General features: G+C 61.8%; 21 protein-coding genes and 3 pseudogenes. 8 read left to right on the top strand and 16 right to left on the bottom strand.

Translation table 11 applies throughout. The features are described 5' to 3' along the window. Window positions 1-15 precede the first annotated feature (15 nt). From EFR00_RS31475 to EFR00_RS31460, 4 genes and pseudogenes are all read right to left on the bottom strand, one after another. Window positions 16-552 carry a class I SAM-dependent methyltransferase gene (locus EFR00_RS31475; RefSeq protein WP_225887992.1) on the bottom strand — a complete coding sequence of 179 codons (537 nt, stop codon included), beginning with the start codon at window positions 550-552 and terminating at the stop codon, window positions 16-18. A 367-nt stretch (window positions 553-919) separates the two neighbouring features. Beyond that, window positions 920-1873, bottom strand: a complete 954-nt coding sequence (locus tag EFR00_RS31470) for a phage tail tip lysozyme (protein WP_225881432.1) — start codon at window positions 1871-1873, stop codon at window positions 920-922. A 181-nt stretch (window positions 1874-2054) separates the two neighbouring features. Further along, window positions 2055-2976: pseudogene (locus tag EFR00_RS34350) on the bottom strand (integrase core domain-containing protein). Window positions 2977-3209: 233 nt separating this feature from the next. Beyond that, window positions 3210-3518, bottom strand: a pseudogene (locus tag EFR00_RS31460) (transposase); the annotation flags it as partial. Window positions 3519-3651: 133 nt separating this feature from the next. Between EFR00_RS31460 and EFR00_RS31455 the strand changes: the two are divergent. Continuing rightward, on the top strand, window positions 3652-4497 hold the full coding sequence (locus tag EFR00_RS31455; RefSeq protein WP_245435288.1) for a dienelactone hydrolase family protein: 846 nt from the start codon (window positions 3652-3654) through the stop codon (window positions 4495-4497). Window positions 4498-4987: 490 nt separating this feature from the next. Here the strand turns inward: EFR00_RS31455 and EFR00_RS31450 are convergent, their stop codons facing one another. From EFR00_RS31450 to EFR00_RS31435, 4 genes are all read right to left on the bottom strand, one after another. Then, a complete protein-coding gene (locus EFR00_RS31450) occupies window positions 4988-5524 on the bottom strand; it encodes a YidB family protein (protein ID WP_010055824.1) in 537 nt (178 codons plus the stop codon). A 146-nt stretch (window positions 5525-5670) separates the two neighbouring features. Further along, window positions 5671-6012, bottom strand: a complete 342-nt coding sequence (locus tag EFR00_RS31445) for a hypothetical protein (RefSeq protein WP_039618494.1) — start codon at window positions 6010-6012, stop codon at window positions 5671-5673. Between the two features lie 119 nt (window positions 6013-6131). After that, window positions 6132-6947 carry an aminoglycoside 3-N-acetyltransferase gene (gene aac(3) / locus EFR00_RS31440; RefSeq protein ID WP_077990181.1) on the bottom strand — a complete coding sequence of 272 codons (816 nt, stop codon included), beginning with the start codon at window positions 6945-6947 and terminating at the stop codon, window positions 6132-6134. Between the two features lie 88 nt (window positions 6948-7035). Next, a complete protein-coding gene (locus EFR00_RS31435; protein WP_077990182.1) occupies window positions 7036-7932 on the bottom strand; it encodes an alpha/beta fold hydrolase in 897 nt (298 codons plus the stop codon). 172 nt (window positions 7933-8104) lie between these two features. Here EFR00_RS31435 and EFR00_RS31430 point away from each other — a divergent pair, with 172 nt between their 5' ends. Then, window positions 8105-8572, top strand: coding sequence for an NUDIX hydrolase (locus tag EFR00_RS31430; RefSeq protein ID WP_077990183.1), 468 nt, complete (start codon window positions 8105-8107; stop codon window positions 8570-8572). Between the two features lie 116 nt (window positions 8573-8688). Here EFR00_RS31430 and EFR00_RS31425 read toward each other — a convergent pair whose 3' ends face one another. Together EFR00_RS31425 and EFR00_RS31420 are read right to left on the bottom strand one after the other, a co-directional pair. Further along, a complete protein-coding gene (locus EFR00_RS31425; RefSeq protein ID WP_010055177.1) occupies window positions 8689-8913 on the bottom strand; it encodes a hypothetical protein in 225 nt (74 codons plus the stop codon). A gap of 44 nt (window positions 8914-8957) precedes the next feature. Continuing rightward, window positions 8958-9320 carry a hypothetical protein gene (locus EFR00_RS31420; protein ID WP_038687533.1) on the bottom strand — a complete coding sequence of 121 codons (363 nt, stop codon included), beginning with the start codon at window positions 9318-9320 and terminating at the stop codon, window positions 8958-8960. A gap of 169 nt (window positions 9321-9489) precedes the next feature. On the opposite strand from EFR00_RS31420, the gene EFR00_RS31415 reads away from it, so the two are divergent. From EFR00_RS31415 to EFR00_RS31400, 4 genes are all read left to right on the top strand, one after another. Next, entirely contained in the window at window positions 9490-9822 is a 333-nt protein-coding gene (locus tag EFR00_RS31415; RefSeq protein WP_010060140.1) for an ArsR/SmtB family transcription factor, read from the top strand. Continuing rightward, the gene (locus EFR00_RS31410; protein WP_077990184.1) at window positions 9815-10300 is read left to right on the top strand and encodes an SRPBCC family protein; all 486 of its coding nucleotides are present in this window, start codon (window positions 9815-9817) and stop codon (window positions 10298-10300) included. Before EFR00_RS31415 ends, EFR00_RS31410 begins: the two co-directional genes overlap by 8 nt. Next, window positions 10293-10913 carry a glutathione S-transferase family protein gene (locus EFR00_RS31405; RefSeq protein ID WP_183758835.1) on the top strand — a complete coding sequence of 207 codons (621 nt, stop codon included), beginning with the start codon at window positions 10293-10295 and terminating at the stop codon, window positions 10911-10913. Before EFR00_RS31410 ends, EFR00_RS31405 begins: the two co-directional genes overlap by 8 nt. Before the next feature lie 172 nt (window positions 10914-11085). Next, window positions 11086-11898, top strand: coding sequence for an alpha/beta hydrolase (locus tag EFR00_RS31400; RefSeq protein ID WP_077990185.1), 813 nt, complete (start codon window positions 11086-11088; stop codon window positions 11896-11898). Between the two features lie 54 nt (window positions 11899-11952). On the opposite strand, the pseudogene EFR00_RS31395 reads toward EFR00_RS31400, so the two are convergent. Both EFR00_RS31395 and EFR00_RS31390 read right to left on the bottom strand, forming a co-directional pair. Further along, window positions 11953-12279, bottom strand: a pseudogene (locus EFR00_RS31395) (antibiotic biosynthesis monooxygenase family protein); the annotation flags it as partial. Window positions 12280-12419: 140 nt separating this feature from the next. Further along, entirely contained in the window at window positions 12420-12770 is a 351-nt protein-coding gene (locus EFR00_RS31390; protein ID WP_039618483.1) for an AraC family ligand binding domain-containing protein, read from the bottom strand. Window positions 12771-13467: 697 nt separating this feature from the next. Between EFR00_RS31390 and EFR00_RS31385 the strand changes: the two genes are divergently transcribed. Next, window positions 13468-18798, top strand: a complete 5331-nt coding sequence (locus EFR00_RS31385) for a DUF4082 domain-containing protein (RefSeq protein WP_245435287.1) — start codon at window positions 13468-13470, stop codon at window positions 18796-18798. A 675-nt stretch (window positions 18799-19473) separates the two neighbouring features. Here the strand turns inward: EFR00_RS31385 and EFR00_RS31380 are convergent. Beyond that, complete coding sequence (locus tag EFR00_RS31380; protein ID WP_038687527.1) at window positions 19474-20220, bottom strand: glucose 1-dehydrogenase; 747 nt, start codon at window positions 20218-20220, stop codon at window positions 19474-19476. 106 nt (window positions 20221-20326) lie between these two features. Here EFR00_RS31380 and EFR00_RS31375 point away from each other — a divergent pair, with 106 nt between their 5' ends. Further along, complete coding sequence (locus tag EFR00_RS31375) at window positions 20327-20698, top strand: ArsR/SmtB family transcription factor (RefSeq protein WP_010059764.1); 372 nt, start codon at window positions 20327-20329, stop codon at window positions 20696-20698. Between the two features lie 173 nt (window positions 20699-20871). Here EFR00_RS31375 and EFR00_RS31370 read toward each other — a convergent pair whose 3' ends face one another. The 3 genes from EFR00_RS31370 to EFR00_RS31360 all read right to left on the bottom strand — a co-directional run bounded on the left by EFR00_RS31370 (window position 20872) and on the right by EFR00_RS31360 (window position 22324). Then, complete coding sequence (locus EFR00_RS31370) at window positions 20872-21129, bottom strand: GlsB/YeaQ/YmgE family stress response membrane protein (protein ID WP_009986535.1); 258 nt, start codon at window positions 21127-21129, stop codon at window positions 20872-20874. Between the two features lie 179 nt (window positions 21130-21308). After that, entirely contained in the window at window positions 21309-21716 is a 408-nt protein-coding gene (locus tag EFR00_RS31365; RefSeq protein WP_077991142.1) for a GFA family protein, read from the bottom strand. A gap of 341 nt (window positions 21717-22057) precedes the next feature. Next, on the bottom strand, window positions 22058-22324 hold the full coding sequence (locus EFR00_RS31360; protein ID WP_077991143.1) for a DUF2277 domain-containing protein: 267 nt from the start codon (window positions 22322-22324) through the stop codon (window positions 22058-22060). Window positions 22325-22652: the final 328 nt, after the last annotated feature.

Raw genomic sequence — 22652 nt, 5'->3', positions numbered from 1 at the left:
GACGATCCTGTGGAGCTACCGTCTCTTGAATAAGAGATCCGCTCCATAGACATCCGCGCGGGTTCCCGTCACGCCACTGTTGCGGCCCTCAAACCGAGCGGCCAGATCAAAGCCCATTTCATCAGCGATTCCTCTCAATGAGGCTTCGGAAACTGTCTGGTGCGGGTAACGTATCGCAACATTTTCGAATCCTTCAGGCACCGGCCCCGCCCCATTGTCGAAAAGCCGGGATGACTGAACAGTGAAAAGCTTCCTGTTCGAGAAAGAATTCCTTGCCAGATATGCGTACCGAGTTGTCCTGCTCAGAGCCTCACGCCACAATGTCTCTGGATCGGAAAGATATTGAAGTGTCCCACTGCTATAGAACACATCGAACTTTGGCGGCAGTTGGTCGGAGAAAGATATCCCCGGCCTCAGGGCCTGTGCGGCGTCCGCCATCGACTTGGTCTCCACGACCGTAAAAGACCAGGCGGGGTACTGCTCTCGCAGAACGGCGCACATTTCCCCAGCAGATCCGCCGAAGTCGACGAACCGGCCGGCAGGGATATCCATGGCGGGCAGGAGATCTGCCGGTGGTTGGACATAAGCCTGCTCCTAGCCAATTAACCGCAGTGATCGTTCTATCCGGAATGCTGTAAGGCGCATATCCCCATAGGCGGGCGCCGCCGCCGCTTTGCTCCATGATTTGTACAACCGCTCACGCGTCCGCCAGTTATTTACGGCTGCAACTGCGGCGCTAGGTAGAACCTGTTTGACGAGACGTTTGAGCATGACGGGCCGTTTTTCGATTGATGAAGTGATGACAGTCAAGGATGAACTGACCGTCTACAACACCAACGGGCTCCCGGCTACCAGTAGTTTTATAGCGGCACGAACCCAATTTAAGGACTCGCATTTCGGTCTGGGAGCCTCGATCGGGCTACCACAGGCCACTTTGCTGCCGAGCAAGGAGCGCGCGGACGAGGGCGGCCCCCGGCCCTTCGCGGGTTTGCTTCATCGTCTGCCGCGGATTGCGAGAAGCCGGCCGCGGTGTTGGAATGGGCACGTTGCCGGGTGGAGCGAAGGGATCGTCGCCGGGCTGAGCGGGCGACATCGCCGGCTGCTGGCGGCGCTCGTCCGTCGTCACCAGTGGATCGCGATAAGGCCGCGGCGTCGGAACGGGCGGATTGGCAGGCGGAGCGAAAGGATCCGCCGCGCCATGCGACAGAAACTGCTGCAGAAGGCTGTTTGCCTGCTCGGTCCTGCGGGCGGCCTCGCCGCCCGGCTGATCGTAACCGGCAAATCGCCATGCATTGTTCATCAGGCGCTGCGCTTCCTCGACGGATTTTGCGGCGTTCAGCCTGGCGATCAGGCGGGGGTCCTCCTGCAGGAAGAACTCGGCCTGCGTCTGCGGGCTGATCGCACCCGGCTGTTCGCCCCTGGCGGCCGCGAAGTTGTAGAGGTTCTGCAGGCGGGCGTCGCGCCACGACATGATGCCGCCCGATGTGCCCTGCTTCCCGCTCTGGCTCGGATCGGACCATGAGCCGTTGGCCCTCTTCGGCGAGGAGCTGCTTTCGGCCTGCCCCGTCGAGGCAATGGTGGCGAGTCCAAAGGGATTCGAGACCTTGGTTTTCACCGTCCTCATGAAGTCGTCATAGATGGCGCTGTCGACAGGCTGTGCGGCCGATCCACGGCGATGGCCGGTCGTCCCCTGCGGACCGCGATAGGGTCGCGGCGTCGGGATTGGTGGATTGTCGGGCAGCGGAGCGAAATCATCGTCGCCGGGCCGCTCCTGGCGACAATCCGTTGTGACGAGCGGGTCGCGGCGTCGGAACCGGCGGGTTGTCGGGCAATGGGGCGAAGAGGCCGGCGCTCGAAGGACCCATGCGATCAAAGAGCGGTATCGACGTAATCGCCGACATCACCTCTGGATTCAGTTTTCGCAGCTTGGATTTGCAGTAATCTTAGATGATCCGCCTGAGGGTGATCAAGGGGTAATCGCGAGCCTCAGCTAGTCGGGATGAACGACCGGGTTGATGGTCGACACTTTCGACCGGGATGATACCTGACAGTTTTCATTCTGTCGTGTGTGCTGCTTCGGGCCTCATCGGCCCGGGCGGGCGCGGCGGAGCGAAGCGACGGAAGCGGCCGTCCGGGCCGATGAGGCCGATGTCGCGATTGCAGAAGCGCACGACGTGATCGCCATTTTCCAGCTCGCTCAGTCCGACGAGTTCGCCGGCAAGGGCTTCGCTGACGAACAGCCGGCCTCCCATCCATTTGATCTCGCCGCTGTCACGTACACGGCGCACCTGGTGGTCGGCATCATACCAGGGATCGTCGAGACGCTCAGGCATCGCACGCGGCTGGCAGGGCAGATAGAGGTCGGCGGGCGGGCGTTGGCCCAGCGCTTCATGCGGGCGCTCCTCGTTGTAGTGCTGGCGGAAGGCATCGAAACGGACCTGCTGCTGGCCGGTATTGTCGGCCGGCGGTTTGGATGTCTGGGCCTTCAGAGTGCTGCTGTCACGGGTGCGGAACCAGCCCTTGAAGTCCAACGCTCCATTCATCATTGGCTTGCCTTGCCTCGCTGAACGGGCGACCCTGATCCAAGGCCCTGCGCCGCCGCCTGGAAGTCTCCACAAGACCTGCTCGTTTGAGGATGTCGCCGATCGTCGAGGCTGCCGGCCAAGGTGTCTGCGCCGACTGGCGCTGCAACAAAGCCAAAAGCTTGCGCGGCCCCATATGCGGAAACCGCTGACGCAGCGCAATCACCTGATCGACTAGGGCTGCCGGCGTGCGATGCGGGCACGAAACCGTACCGTGCGAGCGGTCGACAAACCAGTCGTCCGCACCGCTCATCTGCCGCTGGCGCCAGGCGTAAAATGTCTCCCGGCTCACACCGTAACGACGGCAAAGATCACTCACACTCCAATGCCCCGAAACATAGTCCGACAGCACCCGAACACGTTCTTCCATGCGACAAGTCTCCACAAATGGCATCGGAAGCCCTCCCTCCGACGCACTATGACTTGTCAACCATCAACCCGGTTCATTCTGTCAGGGATCAGCCCGGGCTGTACCGGGATTCTGCCCCTCACCCTAACCCTCTCCCCGTAAACGGGGGCGAGGGGACGTGCCCTGCGAGGTGGGGAAGCGTGAGGTCGCGGCTTGCCCCCTTCGCCCCGTTTACGGGGAGAAGGTGCCGGCAGGCGGATGAGAATCTGTGTTGGTTGTCAAGGTGGATTTGGGGTCCAGAGTCGATCCTGAGAGAGAAGACAGTTTGCCAGCACGAGCAGTTTGCGCATGATGGCGACAAGGACGACCTTGGCTGGTTTTCCTGCGGCTTTGAGGGTTTCTGCGAAGCGCGCGAGCGCGGGATTGTAGCGACATGCCGACAAGGCGGCCATGTAGAGGGCGCGCCGGGGTGCGGGCCTGCCGGCGCGGATGGAACGCCGTCCGGTTCGGGCACCGCTGTCGTTGGCGATTGGGGCCAGGCCTGCCAGCATGGCGGCCTGCTTGCCCGAACAACTGCCCAACTCGTCCATGGCAGTCCGCACTCCGGCGGATGGCCATGTCCTTTGCCGTCAGCATGGACTTGCACGGCGGGCAATACCATCCACGGTCATCGAGGATTATATTAGCAGCAGGCCGTCGATAACACGGGTGGAGGAGCCTGTGAAAACCGCGAGACTTTTTCTGTGCTTCGTCACTTTTCTTGGCGTCACCGCGCCTGAGAACCCGGCTGATGCCGAGGAATTGGTGCGGTTCGAAAGCGTGCCGGTTAAGCTCAGCCCGTTTCGAATCCGCAAAGCCCGGGAACTGGGGGAAATCCTCCCGCAGCCGCAAGGCACGCCGCTGCTCGGATATTTGTCTCGGCCGCGGGGCGATGGTCCCTTCCCGGCAATCGTCGTCATGCATGGATGCGATCACTTGCGTTCGAGCGTCAGGGAGCTTTGGCCGAAGCGGCTGGTCTCATGGGGCTATGCCGTGCTTGTTGTCGACAGCTTCACCACCCGCAACGTCAAGGATCCCTGTCGAAGCCATGTCCCCGATCGCGCCTTCGACGCCTATGGCGCCTTGGATTTCCTGTCGCAATCAGGCTTCGTCGATGTGGAGCGCGTCGCCTTGATGGGCTTTTCGGCCGGCGGCACCACAACGCTGGATGCAACAAAAACCGGAGGATACGAGCAACTCGTCGAACGCAAGTTCCGGGCGGCGATTGCCTATTATCCCGCCTGTGACGCAGACCGCGGCGATGCGACGGTGCCGAGCCTGATTTTGATTGGCGAACGGGATAATTGGAGCCGGCCCGAACGATGCCAGAAGAGGCTCGCCCGTCTGAGCGGCGATGGCCCGCCGATCGAGCTCAACATCTACAAGGGCACGTATCACGGTTTCGACGCCCCGGAATTCGCGATGGGAAAGCGGGTCTTGGGCCATATCGAAAAATACGACCGCGACGGCGCAGGAAAATCCATCCGCGCGGTGTACACGTTTCTTCGCAAGCATCTGGGGAAGTAGAACTCTTGGCGTATTCGGGCAGATCAGGGCCGATTGCTCGAGGTCATCTCCCGTCCCCGCCGTGACTGGCAACCACGCCCACCCCACCCTCCGTCATCCCAAGCTTGAGCCCGGGATCCATGCCCTGCGGCGGTGGAGACGTGCTTGGATCCTCGGGTCAAGCCCTGGGTCAAGCCCGAGAAGGACGGGAGCGTGGGGCGACCTGTGCGGCAAATTCATCGGCGTATGAGGGAAAAACACGCCCACGCCGTGCTCAGGCCGAATCTTCCCGACTGCTCTCGGTCATGCTCGCATCCCGGCGCTATCTCGCACCTACGCCACCCACCTCCGTCATCCCAGGCCTTGAGCCTGGGATCCATACTCAACTGCGGTGGAGACCTTGTCGGTCACCGGCCGCCCGCGGAGGACGGAGCGTGAGGCGATCTCTACGCTCAAACCTGAGGAGGATGGTGGCGATCTCGCAAGGCGTTTCAGATGCACGCAGCAGAGCCTAGACACCGCTCGGCCGCCCGGATGTGGTCGAATTGCTCGCCGAAGACAGGAAGTCTTCCTCTGCTGTCGGCAGCCTTCCCTCCGGCGTCAGCTCGTCGACGGCCTTCGGCAGATCGCGGCTCAGCCGTCCGAGGATTTCCTGATGCGAGAGGCCGGTATTCCTGGCGATCTCGTTCAAGACATCCGGGCCGAGCGCTTCGGCAAGTTCGCCGTCATTGATGTTGGCATTCTGGCCGGGGCGCACCCAGGATTCCATCTTGTCGCCATGGCCGTTCTGCTGAAACGTCTTCAGGAGATCGCCGAGACCACCGCTGACGATGCCGCCGGAAGTGAGCCCTCCGAGGAGGCCGCCCAGCCCGCCGCCGGAGCCGCCAAGCTTGCCGAGCATACCGCCGAGCCCGCCCGACTGCTGGCCTCCGGGCCCTGGTTGCTGCGGGTTCTGGAGACCGCGCAGGAGCTCGCCGATCTTGTCCCTGTTCTGGTAGCCGGCAACGGCAAGCACGGCGAGAAGCGCCTTCAATTGACCGCTCATCATGATGAATCCTCCATCGTTGTTCGAAGCAGTTCAGCTTTTCATGCAAGACCGCAGGCGCGCTCAAACAGCGTCGGCAGCCGCCAAACCGTCCACCCGGCCGCATTCATTGCGAAGGTGCGGCCGTGCATCCGGCGCTCAGGCGCCGGTCAGATTTCCGGGCAGCCGCGCCGGTTGGCGAAGACCATCCGTTCCGGCCCGCGGCGCGTCATTCCCTGGACGACGATGCTGCGCGGCGACATGCGGACGATCTGGGCGCGGCGAAGGCCTTCGCTGCGGGCAATGTCGAGCGCGTCATCGGGATCGCAGCCGCGCGGCCGGCGGCGGTCGTAGCGGTCGTAACGGTCGCGGTCCCGGTCCCGGTCGTAAACGCCGACCCCGCCGGGGCCGAGGCGCAGTTCCAAATCCTGCGCGGCGGCAATGGTCGGCGCGATCGTCAACCCGCTCATGGCGGCCAGGCCGATCAGTATGAACTGCAGAGACTTGTGCATGGATTCCTCCCATGGTCTTTTGCTTATCGCCATACCAACATCGCCGCCGGGATTTTGTTCCGTCGGCAGGAGAAGCCGGGGCGGTAAGCGAAATTCTGCGAATGCCCGGATAGCGCGGCTCAGTTCTCCGGCTGAACATGCTGCTCCAGCCAGGCGACGGCGAAGCTGCAGATAGACGCCGCGTCGACCAGAACCGACGGCGCTTCGCCAATCGAGCCTTGCGCACCCTGCCCGCCGGCAAGGAACTCGGTGACGATCCGGGCGAAATAATCGCTTTCGATCCCGTCCACGACGGGCGCGCTGGTGTCGAATTCCTCCAGCATGCGCCAAACCACGCCCGCCGGCGTGGCGAAGGGCGCCTCATATCGGCGCAGGCGCTTGCCCGGGATTCGCGTGAGATGCTCGGCATGGTGGAGAAGGGTCATCGTGTCGAGCGGGGCGCCGACCATGAGGACCTTGCCGCCCGCCTCCACCAGTTTGGCGAGCGGAGACGCCTCCCCGTAGCCGTAGTCGAGCGGATGGTCGGCGGTCAGCCACTCGGCCCTGGCGCCGATTGCCGCGACCGAGGCGCCCGGATTGGCGCTGCGTCGCGCCCCCGGCGTCGTGCGCAGGAATTCGGGGAAGACGCCGTTGTCGCGGATGGCCCTGGAGAGAGCCGGATCGAAGGGCGCGATATGGGCGCGCCATTCCTCGGGAACGCGTCCATCACAGTCGAGCAATTCGTCATAGGCGCCGTTCCAGTCGGTATAGGCGACGATCGTGCCCGAAGGCCCCACCGCATCGCGCAGCGCATCGATCAGCACGTCGGGACCGCTGAGCAGCCGCCCGACCGTGCTGATTGCGGCATGCACCATGACCATGTCGCCGGCGCGCAGGCCAAGCTGCTGGAGATTTTGGCCGAGAGAAAGGCGCGTGTGAAAATGCGGGACGGTCATCGGCCAAGGATCCTGGCGCCGCCTGCGGGAGTCAATGCTTCTTCGTAAAATGATCGGTCCGCGTGCAACTGCGGCCGATCTCCAGGGTTCACGCGACGTCCGTCAATCGCGGAGGATCGACCGCCGATAAGGGAGAACGCTCTTCGATGATCGCGTTCAGCATCCGCAACACCACGGCCGGGGCGACGTGATGCGGCATATGGCCGACGCCTTCAAGGCGTTTCACAAGAAGGCCGGGATATCTTTGCCGAAGCCAAGCGATGTGCCGGTTCGGATCGACGATGAGGTCTTGCGAGCCGAAGAGCACATGGACGGGAAGCTGCTCGGGCTCGCCTGCCAGCAGAGCCATGTCCCGGTTGAAAACTCGCAGCTCGTCGGCCATCGTCTCGATCGCTCCTGCCCGGATCATATGGCCGGCAGGCAACAGGTTCAGATGGGCGGGAAGAGCATTGGGGAATGAGGATGACCGAAGCCCGTGCCGGAGAAAGAAGGAGGCCCAGCGGGGCATGATGTGGCGGCGGATCGGCGGCCCTGTCAAAGGCGCAACCGCGGCGCGCAGCAGGATCAAGGGCTTCGGAGGAAGCGGACTGCAGCAAGGCGAGATCAACAGGAGTGCTTTTATGAGCTCAGGTCGGCGGGCAGCCAGATGAAGGGCCGAGGCACTGCCGATCGAATGGGCGACGATCGTTACAGGCCCGACCGCCAAGGTCTCGAGAAAGCGCTCAATCCAGAAAGACTGGCCGAGCGGCCCCCGTTCCGGTGGTGGCAGCGGGGAACTCAAGCCGTAGCCGGGACGATCGATGGCGATCAGCCGGTGTTTGCTGTTTTCGAGCGGGAGCAGCACCTCCTCCGCCAGACTGCCGCAGCCATGCAGAGCAACAACCGGGCTTCCGTTTGGCGAACCGCTTTCAAGAACATGAACCTCTCGGTCATCGATGACGCTGATCGTCCCGAGTCTGGGCTGGGTGGGGTGCTTCTTCAACATGCGCAGCAAACCCGACAGGCCGGCAAAAGTTCCGGCGGCGAGAGCGCAAGCGACTGATAATGTGTGATTTACGCCGTCGCCGGGACATCACCGCAGGGCTCGGGACACTGTGCGCGGCGATGGAACCGGTTTCATCCGCGCTGGTTAGTTTGTCGTATAGGAGGGAACCGCGATGGATCGCCTTATCCATATCGCAGCTGGTGGTATTCGGCTCCTGCTGCACGGACATGCCCAAGCGGCAGCTCTATGCGTCCGGAAAACCAAGAACGGACGTGAGGTCCTGTTGTTGAGCAACCGGAGCGGCGCCAGGTGGGGCATTCCGAAAGGCAATATCGACATCGGCGAGACGAGCTCAAAAGCGGCAGCGCGCGAGAGCTACGAAGAGGCAGGGGTGCGAGGTCACGTAAGCGATGAGGTCCTGGGTACGTTCACCTACCGCAAACCCGGCCGCAGCTGGCCGTATCATGTCACGGTTCACGCTTTGGAAGTTTCCGAGATCGACGACGATTTCCCCGAGAGCGCGGAGCGGCGGCGCAAATGGGTGTCTCTGGCGGAGGCCGCCCGCCACGTCCATGAGCCGGGGCTGAGGGATGTGCTTCACCGCCTCCGGTCGCACCCGAGGAAACAGTATTTTGCTTAATCCGGGCGCCTGCCGAGAGAAGCGCATTTGTGACAGCTGCCGATCGGCTTGCCAGTTCAAAGCCCGATCGCGCTTCTGCACACTAGCGTCTTGAGTATCGCCTCGCCGAGTTTTCTTTAAGATTCCTCTCCTTCATCGGGGCTGCCGTCCTCTTTGGTGGCGTCACCACCCAATATCCGTTTGCCGGCTTCGCTGACTCCAACCGCAAACCCTCTTGCCGCCCCCGAAGCGACCAGTTCGGCGGCGATCAGCGGGTGCTTACGAAGCAGTTTTCCGATCATTTTTGCTGTAGCGGCCGCTTTGGCCTGCTCCAGCACTCCGTCGTCGGCGCGATCGCGCATCAGGGCTTCCAGCCGGCGCTTCTTCTTCCGGGGCGGCGCGGTCGCTAGTGAACGGCGACGCCCTTCCGAGGGTTTTGATCTGCGAGTTTCTTGGATTTTTTCGGCAGCATATCGCCGGCTGCATCGCGCACGACATCGATTGCTGCGTCCGATGCACGTTGGAAAGCTTCTCCGATCAAGCCCAGCGTGTTGGCGCCTTTGCGCCCGGCGGTCTTTGCAGCATCCGCGATCTCCTCGCGCTCCTCGACAAGGACAGCCGCCGCCGCGCCCGCACCAGCAACCAAGGCGCTGGCGAGAACATCACGTCCCGCCTTGTTGGCGAGCATGCCCTTGAGAATGGAATTCTTTCGGATTGTCTTCGGGACTTTATATCCGCCGATCTTCTTCGGGATTTTCATTTTGGCCATGACGGGCTCCTTTCGAGGGGGGGAAACGTCGGTAACTCCCCTCAAGTTCCTGCCTGAGATGAAGTCGCAATCGAAATTCCATCGCTTCGGCTGAAAAGCACGCAAAATAGCTTTTGACATTTCGCCGCACAGAATTTATCCATTTGGCTATATAGCTATGTGGTGATGTATGGACGACCAGCTTGACGCGATTTTCTCCGCACTCTCCGATCCCACAAGGCGAGCCATTCTCGCGCGGCTTGCGACGGGCAAGGCGACGGTGGCCGAACTCGCTGATCCCTTCGAGTTGTCTCAGCCTGCCATATCAAAGCATCTCAAGGTCCTGGAACAAGCCGGATTGATCCGGTCCGGCCGTGAAGCGAATTCGCGTCCCCGCGTCCTCGAACCGGCAGCGTTGAAGACGATTGCTGATTGGATGGCCGATTACAGACGCTTCTGGGATCAAAGCTTTGATCGCCTCGATGATTATCTGTCCAAGGTACAAGGATACGAAAATGACTAATCCGGAAACCGACACCGACAACAGCCGCGACCTGGTTCTTGTGCGAAGGTTTGATGCCCCATGCGATCTCGTTTTCAGGGCATGGACCGACCCGGAAGCCCTGGTGCAATGGTGTGGTCCTCACGGTTTCAAGGCGGTGGGCGACAGACTTGAAGCCTGGCCCGGCGGTAGACACCGCGCCTGCCTGATTGCGCCGGATGGAGAAGAGCATTGGGTCGGCGGAAAATATCTGGAGGTCGAGCCGCCGCACAGGCTTGTCTTCACACATGCCTGGGAGCGCGGAACCGGGCAAACCAGTCCCGAAACACTCGTCACCATCACCTTCAGGGAAAGTGACGGAGGCACGGAAATGACCTTTCGCCAAAGTGGCTTCGAAAGCGCATCCTCCCTTGCGGGTCATGAATCCGGCTGGTCGGAAAGTTTCGAGCGGTTGCGCTCTTTTGTTGAGACTGAATCCGAAGGGCGGAACAATGCATAAGGCGGCGATGAAGCTCTATTATTGCGAGACGCTCAATCCCCGCAAGGCCTGCGCCGCCGCTCGTTTTCTGCAGGCCGACGTCGAGTTCGTCAGGGTTGACCTCGCAGGCGGAGAACAGCGTAGCGCAGAATTCCTGGCGCTTAACCCGAACGGCAAAGTCCCGGTGCTGCAGGATGATGCCGGAACCTTATGGGAAGCCAACGCCATCATGTGCAGGCTGTCTGACACCGTCGCATCTGATTTCTGGCCGCATGACCACCGGCAGATCGACGTGCTGCGCTGGTTGAGCTGGGATGCCAGTCATTTCACCCTGCACGGGGCAACGCTGTGGTTTGAATCCCTGATCAAGCCGTTGTTCGGCGGGAAGCCTGACTTGGCCGTGATCGACGATGCGAAGGCGAGTTTTCGGCTGCATGCTCGCGTGCTCGACGATCATTTGGCCACCAACAGCGTCGCCGTCGGCAAGACGCTGACCGTTGCGGATTTCGCACTGGCCGCCGCACTTCCTTATGCAGCCGCTGCCGATATTCCACTCGCCGAGTTCCGGCATATCCAAACCTGGTACGAACGGCTTGAAGAACTGGATGCGTGGCGAAACCCTTTCCCAGCCTGAGAGGCCATAAGCGAAGCCCTTCTGCGAGCGTGAAGGCGTAACGCGTCTCGACCTCTTCTCCATAGGAAGGCTTTGTGCAATTATTGCCGCTACGCCGAGCACACCACGCCGCAACGGGCCGCGGTTGCTGCAAAGCGTTCCGGGCATTGCCAAACCGCGGGTCCATTCTGTCGTGAGCGCTACGAGATACTTGCTGATCTTGCCGCTGATGGCGGCCATCACCTACATGGCGGTCGTGGCCCTGGTCTTTTTTTCTCAGCGATCGCTGCTTTATCCCGGCGCCGGCGCCGCACCTCTGCCGGAGCCCGCAAGCTGGGGCGAGACGGTCCACATCAAGACGCCCGACGGCGAGCTGCTGCAGGGATTGTACAGCCAGGGCGACAGCGACAAGCCCTGCGTGCTGCTCTTTTTCGGAAACGGTGACCGCGTCGACAATTACGCCTTTCTCGCACAGGCGCTGGCCGCGCTGGGGATCGGACTGCTGGCGATTTCCTATCGCGGCTATCCCGGATCGACCGGCTCACCCAGCGAACAGGGGCTGCTGACAGACGGCATTGCCGCCTTCGACTGGCTTTCGGCCAAGGCCGGAAGCGGCATCGTTGTGCTCGGCCGGTCACTCGGCACCGGCGTTGCCGTCAATACGGCCGCGAACAGGCCGGCCGTGGGCGTCATTCTCGTGTCTCCGTACCTGTCGGTGCTGTCGGTTGCGCAGACGCGTTATCGGTTCCTCCCGGTCGCAGTTCTTCTCAAGGATCCCTTCCGCTCGGACCTCAACATCGGCAAAGTCAGACAACCGAAGTTGTTCCTGCACGGCCGGCTCGATGACAGCATCCCGCTTTCTTCAGGCGAGGCGCTGTACCGCCTCGCACCCGAGCCCAAGCAGATGGTGATCTATGACGGTGCGGGTCACAACGACATCTTCGACGATAACATGGTCGGCGACGTCATCCGTTTCGTGGAAGCGCTGAAAGCAAACGGGCCTTGAATCCGTCACGGACGGCACCCGATCAAGGGGCGAAGACCATCGCAGTTTGCCGGCTTCCGCTTCGAATCCATAAGCGCGTTGAACCAGCCCGACACGGATTTCATAGCGCCTATACCAGTCTGCCCTGCCCCGGCGTTGCGCTTCGACGTGATCGACAACCGCTTTCCATGCCCGGATGCTTTCCTCGTCCCGCCAATAGGAGTTGATGATGCCGAATCCGTCGGCACGGCGGGCGCTTTCGAAACCCAGAAATCCGGGCTGCTGCTGCGCCAGTTCCACCATCGCAGCGCCGACGTCACCATAGCCGTCTTCGACCTCCGTTCGTTGCGATGAGAAGCAGACGACGTAATAGGGCGGTGCAGGTAAGGTCGCGATAGACATGCCAACCTCTCGTTGCCGACAGACAGAGATCCTTGCAACCATCCGCCGAGCGGTCAATGCCGCAACGTCAAATACAGCCATCCCCGTCGCGTTTGAAAGCAACCGGGTCAGCTGAGGGAAGCGTCACGTCACCTTGCGTCTTACGAATGCGCCGGCCGCCAATGGGGATAAGTGACATAGGCGGTGAATGCGCCCTCCTCATGCGAGCGGATCGTCACGGTCTCGCCTTTCGGCATGTAGACGATCTCGCCCGGTCCGGCGCTCACCGTCCCGTCCTCCGTCGAAACCGAAAGCCGCCCTTCCAGAACGATCATGACGTCGTCGACCGCCATCGTTTCGGTCAGGCTCTGGCCGGCCGCGTAGCGTCCATAACCGATGGTGATCGGCCCGCCATGCCGCTCGTCGACGAGATTGCCGACGCGAATGTCTGCCTCCTGCCCCGGGGAAGGCTCCAGCGCAGCGTCGGCGATCGTGAATCTTTGCATCTTCATTGTCTACCTCCATGCCGCCGGCATAGGTAACGCGGAAATCTCCCGCGCCAAGGTGGCGCGATGTCCTGCCATTGGAACCGTCTGCGACACTCGGAAGGCTTCGCCAGCAAACGAAGGCGCGCTGAAATGAAGGGCTCTGACGCCGTGTCGAGCGGCGCCATATGCTGCGCCGGCGGCGAGTTGAGCGGGAACGCACCCCCGCTCTCCGTCATTCCAGGCCTTGAGCGTGGCATCCAGAGCCTTGGCCGATCACGCAAGGGCAGACCCTTGGGGAACGACAGCGAAAGGCGCCCCCTGCCCTGCGCCTGGCGGCGTGCACTCTTCGCTAGCCCTTGCTCGGCAAACGCGCGTGTGAATGGCGGATCGACATGGCACTTACCGTCCACGCAGCAGGGCCACGAAAGCCTCGGCTTCATCCGCGAATGAGTGGCAAAAGCCGCGCTGTCCGCATCCATTTGCCAGCCGCAACTGAGCTCCAGTGCACGAAGGGCGTGTGAGTTTGACAGAATTCTACCAGGAAAGAGCTAATTGGAAAGTCCAAAGGATCGGAGCATAGTCCGCCGAGTGGGGTTCAGCGCGCGTGGGAAATAGTGGGACACAGCACTCCTGCCGCCACGCTTCGACGACTTAGCAGGCACATTGATAGCTCGACGACTTAGCAGGCAACATTGATAGGTTGATGCGGAGGTAGCGTGTGATGGCGCAGGGCGTTGTTTCTCTCAGCGGGACTCTGACTCAGAATCAGACTTTGGCGGCAAACGTCACGGATGTTGACGGATTACCGTCAGGGACGGTCATTACCTATCAGTGGCAGCAGAGCAGCGATAACGGTGCCACGTGGAGCAATATAACAGGTGCAGCGACAGCCGCCCTGACCTTGCAGCAAGCTCAAGTCGGAAGGCGGGTGCGGGCAACCGCTGCTTACACCGATGCTTTGGGTAACCAGGAACTGGCTGCCAGCACCACCAATGCCGCCGTCGCCAACGCGACCGACATCGGCGTAGTCACGATCACCGGTACACCCCTGCAAGGCCAAGCCCTGACCGCCGCGGTGTCGGATCTGGATGGGCTCGCCAACGTGTCGATCACATATCGATGGCAGCAACTGATCGGAACCACCTGGAGCAACATCGCGGGCGCCACCGGTTCAACGTGGACGCTTCAGGCAGCGCAGGTCGGCAGGCAGGTCCGCGTCCAGGCAACCTATACCGATCAGTCGGGAGGAACCGAAAACAATCGAACCAGCTTGGCTACATCCCCGATCGTCGCGAGTAATCCTGCCGGCAACGACATTGGCGTCATCTCCATCATCGGGGCCGCAACTCAAAATCGGACGATCGCGGCGGGCGTTACTGATGTTGACGGGCTCCCCTCCGGGACCATCGTCGCTTACCAATGGCAGCAAAGCAGCAATGGCGGCGGCACGTGGAGCAACATTGCCGGCGCCACTGCGAAAACACTCAGCCTGCAGCAAGCACTGGTTGGGAAGCAGGTTCGAGCGACCGCCACCTACACCGATGCCCTTGGTAACAACGAGACGGTCGCCAGCGGTCCGACGACGGCAGTCGCCAACCTGAACGACGCAGGCGTGGCGACGATCACCGGTACGCCCGTTCAAGGCCAAGCCCTGACCGCGGCCGTTACCGACCTCGATGGGCTCGCCAACGTGTCGATCACCTATCGCTGGCAGCAGCTGATCGGGACGACCTGGACCGACATCGCCGGAGCCACCGGTCCGAACTGGACACTGCAGGCGGCGCAGGTGGGCCGGCAAGTCCGTGTGAGGACCACTTACACCGATCAGCTGGGTGGTGTCGAAACCAACCGCGCGAGCGCGCCGACCGCGACGATTGCCGGTGCCAACAACCGTCCGGGTGCGCTTGGCATCAGCGGGACCGCGACGCAGGGTCAATTGTTGACGGCCGCTGTCACCGACGCGGACGGTGTGCCGGGATCGGTGACCTATCAATGGCAGCAGAGCAGCAACGGCACCACGTGGAGCAATATCGGCGGAGCGACTGCCAATACGCTGACCCTGCAGCAGGCCCAGGTCGGCAATTTCGTGCGGGCAACGGCCAGTTACATCGACAACCTCGGCAACAGCGAGAATGTCACCAGCCCGGCGACGCCCTCGGCAGTCGCCAATGTCAATGATCCCGGCGTGATCTCGATCAATGGCATAGCGAGCCAGGGCCAGACCTTGACCGCCAGCCTCAGTGACATCGATGGCCTGCCGGCAAGCGTCAGCTATCTGTGGCAGAGCAGCGACAACGGCAGTACGTGGACCGACGTCGCGGCCGGGCAAAGCCTGACGCTGGGCAGCAGTCTCGTCGGCAAGCGCCTGCGGGTGAATGCCACTTATACCGACCTGCGTGGCACTGGCGAGACCGTCGTGAGCGCGGCGACTGCCCCGATTACATCAGTAAGTTCAAGCCCCGTCAGCCTCTTCACCACCCAGACGCCGGCCCAGCCCAACTTCACCGACGGACCTGGAGTGGACTGGGAAGTCGGGATGCGCTTCGTCAGCAGCAATACCGGTTCGATCCAGGCGATCCGCTATTACAAATCTCCCAGCGAGACCGGCACGCATGTCGGCCGCATCTGGTCGGCTACCGGGCAGCAGCTGGCAAGCGTCACCTTCACCAATGAGACGGCCTCAGGCTGGCAGCAGCAGACCTTGGCAAGCCCGCTGGTCATCAATGCGGGCACCACCTACGTCGTCTCGGTCAATGCCAACAGCTACTATTCGCTGACCTCGAACGGCTTCGCCAACCCCATCAGCAATGGTGGATTGACCGCCCCGGCCGGCGCCGGCGTCTACAACGAAACCATCGGCACGTTTCCAGCCCTCGTCTACCAGAACGAAAACTACTTCCGCGATGTCGTGTTTTCTGCTGCGGCGGCCAATCCCAACAACCAGCCGGGTGCGCTTGGCATCAGCGGGACCGCGACGCAGGGTCAATTGTTGACGGCCGCTGTCTCCGACGCGGACGGTGTGCCGGGATCGGTGACCTATCAATGGCAGCAGAGCAGCAACGGCACCACGTGGAGCAATATCGGCGGAGCGACTGCCAATACGCTGACCCTGCAGCAGGCCCAGGTCGGCAATTTCGTGCGGGCAACGGCCAGTTACATCGACAACCTCGGCAACAGCGAGAATGTCACCAGCCCGGCGACGCCCTCGGCAGTCGCCAATGTCAATGATCCCGGCGTGATCTCGATCAATGGCATAGCGAGCCAGGGCCAGACCTTGACCGCCAGCCTCAGTGACATCGATGGCCTGCCGGCAAGCGTCAGCTATCTGTGGCAGAGCAGCGACAACGGCAGTACGTGGACCGACGTCGCGGCCGGGCAAAGCCTGACGCTGGGCAGCAGTCTCGTCGGCAAGCGCCTGCGGGTGAATGCCACTTATACCGACCTGCGTGGCACTGGCGAGACCGTCGTGAGCGCGGCGACTGCCCCGATTACATCAGTAAGTTCAAGCCCCGTCAGCCTCTTCACCACCCAGACGCCGGCCCAGCCCAACTTCACCGACGGACCTGGAGTGGACTGGGAAGTCGGGATGCGCTTCGTCAGCAGCAATACCGGTTCGATCCAGGCGATCCGCTATTACAAATCTCCCAGCGAGACCGGCACGCATGTCGGCCGCATCTGGTCGGCTACCGGGCAGCAGCTGGCAAGCGTCACCTTCACCAATGAGACGGCCTCAGGCTGGCAGCAGCAGACCTTGGCAAGCCCGCTGGTCATCAATGCGGGCACCACCTACGTCGTCTCGGTCAATGCCAACAGCTACTATTCGCTGACCTCGAACGGCTTCGCCAACCCCATCAGCAATGGCGGATTGACCGCACCGGCCGGCGCCGGCGTCTACAACGAAACCATCGGCACGTTTCCCACCCTCGTCTACCAGAACGAAAACTACTTCCGCGATGTCGTGTTTTCTGCTGGATCAAGCGTTGCCTTGCGGGACAACGCCACCATCTTCGTGAGTGAATCAGCGGGCGCTGCAACCATCACCGTCGTTCGCACAGGCAGCACGAGCGGGCAGCTGACACTGGAGTACACGACCAACGAGATCGGCGGAGCCGGAGCGGCCCAGGCTGGAGCGGACTATACGCAACCGACCTTCAATGGCCGGGCGAACACCGGACAAGTTGTTTTCGCGGACGGCGAGAGCAGCAAGACGTTTGTCATCCCGATCGTCAATGACCCTAATGCCGAAGGGACCGAGACATTTTCTGTTGGCATCCAGAATCCCGGGCCTGGTGGCTCGCTGGCGGCGCCGCGGACTGTTCTGGTCTCGATAGTCGACGACGATTCCGCACCCACCATCTCCTTGAGCAATCCGGTCATCACCTTGTCGGAGGCGGCGGCCACCGCCACTATCACGGTTCAGCGCAGCGGAAACATCGATGCCACGGCATCCGTTGCATATGCAACGAGCAATGGCAGCGCGATCGCCGGCTCCGATTATACGACAACAACGGGCGTGCTGACATTTGCCGCAGGGCAAGCGATCCAGACCATTTCTGTTCCGCTGCTCAACAACACGACGGCTGAGAGCAATGAAAGCTTCACAGTAAACTTGAGCAACCCCACAGGTGCTGTCCTGGGGAGCCAAGCGACAGCGACCGTCAACATCCTGGACGACGACAGCAACCTGGGCAATCTGGTCCGACAGACCGTCGTGTCCGGCTTGAGCGAGCCGACGGCCTTGGATTGGACCCCCGATGGCCGCTATATGGTTGTCGCGCAACAGAATGGCATTGTGCGGGTGGTGGACAACGGCACGCTGAGATCGACGCCGCTTGTCGACTTGTCCAGCCAGGTCAACTATACGCCCGGCGATCGGGGGATGCTGGGGATGGCTATTCATCCGAACTTCGCGGCAAATCCATACGTCTATCTGCTCTACACTTACGATCCGCCAGAAACCGCGAATGGAACCGGCCTGGCGGGACCTGACACCAAGGGGAACCGTCCTTCTCGCCTCGTTCGGCTTACGGTCAACCCCAACACGATGATCGCCGATCCGGCCAGCATGGTGGTGCTGGCCGGTACCAATAGCACCTGGGCATACACCAGCCGTCCGGATCTCGACAGCACCGGCGCTGTGAACATACCGCCGTCCGGCATCGTCAACGGCACCACCATTACCGCCCCTGCAAGCCAAATCGAGGTGGGAACGCAGGACAACGATCCAGATCGCGCCGGAATCCAGAATCAGAATATTCGGGACTATCTGGCGACGGACAGTGACTCCCATTCCAACGGAGCTGTCCATTTCGGGCCCGACGGCATGCTGTACTTCAGCAACGGAGACGGCACGTCATACAATTTCATGGACCCTCGCACGGTTCGGGCTCAAGACGTTCACAATCTGTCCGGCAAAGTCCTGAGGATAGATCCCATCACCGGCGCGGGCGTTCCGGGGAACCCCTTCTATGACCCCGCAGATCCGAACAGCAATCAGTCCAAGGTATTCTATTCCGGCGTGCGCAACGCCTATCGCTTCACCTTCGATCCGGTGACCAAGCTGCCCGTGCTCGGAGATGTCGGCTGGACCAGTTGGGAGGAAATAAATACCGGCCCTGCAGGATCCAATTTCGGTTGGCCGTATCTGGAAGGTCCTGCCCAAACCGGCGGCTACCAGAATCTCCCTCAGGCGATCAGCTTCTACAACAATGGGAACCGAAACAGCCCTTCTGATCAGGCTGCTGTTTTTCCGCTGCTATCGAGAAGCCACGGCTCGCCTGACAACGCCACTGCGATCACGGTCGGGGACTTCTACAACGACAACACCCTGATGTTTGCGGATCTTGTCAATGGAAATGTCTACACCGCAACAATGAACGCAAGCCGGCAGATCTCGAACGTACAGGTCTTCGACACGAACGTCCCCTATTTGGTAGACATTGAGAAGGGACCGGACGGCTGGCTTTACGCTGCTGATTTGGGTACCGGCACTATCCGGCGCTGGGCAGACCCCAATGTGCCGACCGGCGGGAGCCTGTTGACACCAACTTGAGCGGGTCAAGCCCGAGGACGGCGGGGTCGGGTGGGCCTTGATCGCCTTGCGGCGGCGCTTCTCTCATCGGCGTGGCGAGTTTTCGAACTTTTCCTGGCTGGGCGATGCCATCTGGTCGCGAAAATCCGAACTCTGAGACCGATTTCAACGACAGATGTTCGCCGGCGCCTTCGACGGTGCTGAGCCAACGACAACAGGCGGTGCTCAACCGTTTATGATGACGCGAATGTTCTCGAAGCTGCCTTGGGCCAGTTCATGGCGCGGAATCCAGCGATGGTGAGAGAATGGGAGCGGCGTTGCGCCTCTTGCTGATGGCCCTCCCCAACCTCCGTCATTCCAGGCCTTGAGCCTGGAATCCATGGGCCAGCTGAGAGGGCCGGCGTGGGTCCTCGGGTCCCGAGGACGACGGAGGGTGGGGCGGGCTCCGGGGCAGATCCAGCGATAGTTGAGGAATATCAGCAGGCATGTGCCACTTGCAGTCCGTCCTCCCCAACCTCCGTTGCGCCTCTTGCCGATGGCCCTCCCCAACCTCCGTCATTGCCTTGAGCCTGGAATCCATGGCCGCAGTCGACGAGGCCGGCGTGGGTCCTCGGGTCAAGCCTGAGGACGACGGAGGGTGGGGTGAACCTTGTACACCGGGGTATGCGCAGGCTCAAGAAAGCGCGCGCGCCGTCCTTAGCGGAAGCCGCCGCTGGCGGCCAGCCGTTCGCCGGTCAGCCAGCGGGCATCGTCGGAAGCGAGGAAGACCGCGACGCCGGCGATATCGTCCGGCTGGCCGATGCGGGCAAGCGGCGTCTGGGCGACGACGGTCTGCTCGAGATCCGAGCCGATGACGCCGGCCGTGTGTGTGCCCTCGGTCTCGACCATACCCGGCAGGATGGCGTTGACGCGGATCTTGCGCGGGCCGAGTTCCTTGGCGAGCACACTGTTGATGCCCTCCACGGCGCCCTTGGTGCCGGTATAGACGGCAGAAGCGGGCGGCGCCATGCTGGTGACGACCGAGGAGATGTTGATGACGCTGCCGCCCTCGCCGAGATGCTTGACCGCCGCCTGGGTGGTCAGGAGAACGCCGAGAACGTTGACGTCGAAGATGCGGCGATAATGTTCCTCGGTCACTTCCTCGATCGAGGCGAATTCGTATACGCCGGAATTGTTGACCAAGACGTCGAGCTTGCCGAATTCCCTGACGGCGGCATCGACCACGCCCTGGGCCTGTTCGGCCTTGGAAACATCGCCCTGAACCGCAATCGCCTTGCCGCCGGCCGCGCCGATCGCTTCGACCACCGCATCGGCTCCCGCCTTGCTCGAGGCGTAATTCACCACGACTTTCGCCCCTTCGGCCGCCAGCGCCTTGGCAATGGCGGCGCCGATCCCCTTGGAGGCCCCCGTAACCACTGCGACTTTACCCGTGAGCTTCGCCATATTCCATTCCTTCTGATCTGGACTGCCGCCGGGAGTGGCGGCTTGTTCCATAGTTCAGAAATTCGGAACTGTTGATCTTAATGTCAAGGGGCGCTATATAAAATTCATGAGACCGCTCTTTCACCCAGCCCTGGAGGACATACGGCCGGAGGCGATCCTCTATGCGCTGTCCGATCCCGAGCGCGTCGCCATCTTTGCAAAACTTGCCACCGCCGGCTGCGGCGGGACGTGCTCGGCGCTTGCCGACCTCGGCGACCGCGTCATCCCAAAATCGTCGCTGTCGAACCATTTCAAAGTGTTGCGTGAATCCGGCCTGATCCGCAGCGAGCGCCAGGGGGTGGAGATGCGCAACCAGACCCGCTGCGCCGAACTCGACCAACGCTTCCCGGGGCTGATCAGGTCCATTCTGGTGGCTTACGGGCAGTTTCCCGGGCAGTTGGAGACGATGTCGGGGGAACAAAGCCGCGACAGGCAATGAGCCGAAGCGGTATTGGCCGAGGCTTTACGCCTGACCGATGAGACGGAGATTTTAAATGCCCGGCAAACGTCATGGTTCGCCGGGCGAATTGAACACAAGATGCCTCAAGCCACGCTCGCGGTCGGCAGGCGTGCGTGAAGAAGGCAGCCGGTTTGGCGGCGCCTCCTGTTTCGTCAGGCCGGACGTCTGATCATTCTTGCAATAGCGATCAGGATGCAGGCTCCGATGAAGCCCGCGATCAGATAACCCAGCCATCCGCCAAGGGCGACGCCGAAGAGCGACAGGATAAAGTTGGCGACAATGGCGCCGACAATACCGAGAAGAACGTTCATCAGCACGCCCATGTTGCTCTTCATGAACATCTCGGCGAGCCAGCCGGCGATGCCGCCGATGATGATTGCGGCGATCCAGCCGATACCTTCATTTTCCATAGGATTTCCCCATTGTGAATCATTGAGCGCCGGCTGTCCCGCAGATCGAGCGACGATGGCCAAGCGACAAGACTATAACCTTCAGCGAGGCGAGTTGGTTCCGTAAGCCCCCGCCCCCATGGCGGTGCGTGCCGACGCCGCGGCTTCTCGGACGCAATTCAAGCGTCTCCCGGATAAGTTCAACCCTCCCCATGACGCTCGATCGCCTCGGCGAGGCCGATCCAGTGCGGACGGTTGTTCCACCAATGGACATGATCCGGGGCGGGAAAGGCCGGATCGGCGAATGTGCCGCCGGCGATGACGACCGAGCCGGGAAAATAATCTCCGGATTTCGAGAATCCACCGCCGCCGCAGATCCGACAGAAGGCTTTCATCACATCGGGCGTGCTTTCGCCTTGCGGAAACCAGGTCGAATAGTCGCCGGAGACGATCCGGACATCCCCCTCGCGGAACCAGACATTGTGTGACAGCGCGCTGCCGGATGCACGCTGACAACGGGTGCAGGTGCAGATGTGGTTGTGCAAGGGGTCGCCATCGACCTCCAGGGAAAGCGCGCCGCAGGGACACTTGGCATGAAAGATGGGCATGTCGATCCTCGGGCTGACAAACACTTGTGACCTCACGGCTGCGGGGTCGACAAGTTGCAGCATAATTTCCGCCTTGCCGAAAGCGAGACGGCCGGGACAAAGATCACTCGGTGAATGGAGCACGGTGACACGCCGCGGTGCCGCGCCACAGCTCACCCCACCCTTCGTTGTGGCTTGACCCGAGGACCATGCCGGCCTCATCGATTGCGGCCGTGGATCCCAGGCTCAAGGCCTGGGATGACGGAGACGGGGGCGGTTGGTGCCATGCTTGCTGCCGGCGTGGCGGATGGTGGTGCGCTCTTCGGCAGCCCGGTCCATCCGCCGGCGCCTTGATCGGGCCTTCAAGCAAAGCGCATCGCTGATCGCGCACGCGCCTTCGCCGCGACTTCGGCACGGTCGCGAGGCGGCTGCGAGGTCTCCAGCGAATGAAGCAGTTCGTGGGCGCATTTCGCGATGGCATTGACCGCATGCTCGAAGGCGGCCTCATTGCGTTTCGAAGGCTTGTTGGTTCCGCTCAGCTTCCGCACGAACTGCAGTGCGGCGTCGTGGATCTCCTCGTCCGTCGCCGGCGGATCGAAATTGAAGAGAGGCTTGATATTTCGGCACATGACTTGCTCCCGGTCGTCTCCCTCCCATTCGGGAGGATTGCTTCCCCTAAACTAGTCGCGCGAGCGGAAATGACAAACAGTCTAGTCGTCAGCAACTCACTCGGCAAACACGCGGCAGCCGAAGTATGGCAGCAACAGCACCCCACCCTCCGTCATCCCACAGCCGCAATCGACGAGGCCGGCATGGGTCCTCGGGTCAAGCCCCATAGGCGCTAACTTAGCCGTCGATGTGCGATGGCGCATCGCCTTCGCGGAGGCTCGCGCAGCCGATGGAGCAGCTGGTCGATGGCGATGGGCCTGATGGTCGCGTGCAAGACAGCGATAGAGA

Origin of the sequence: Rhizobium sophoriradicis (assembly GCF_003939025.1) — a bacterium.
Taxonomy (GTDB): Bacteria; Pseudomonadota; Alphaproteobacteria; order Rhizobiales; family Rhizobiaceae; genus Rhizobium; species Rhizobium sophoriradicis.
The sequence above is the reverse complement of the archived record's forward strand: the minus strand, read 5'-3'. Positions and strand labels throughout refer to the sequence as shown.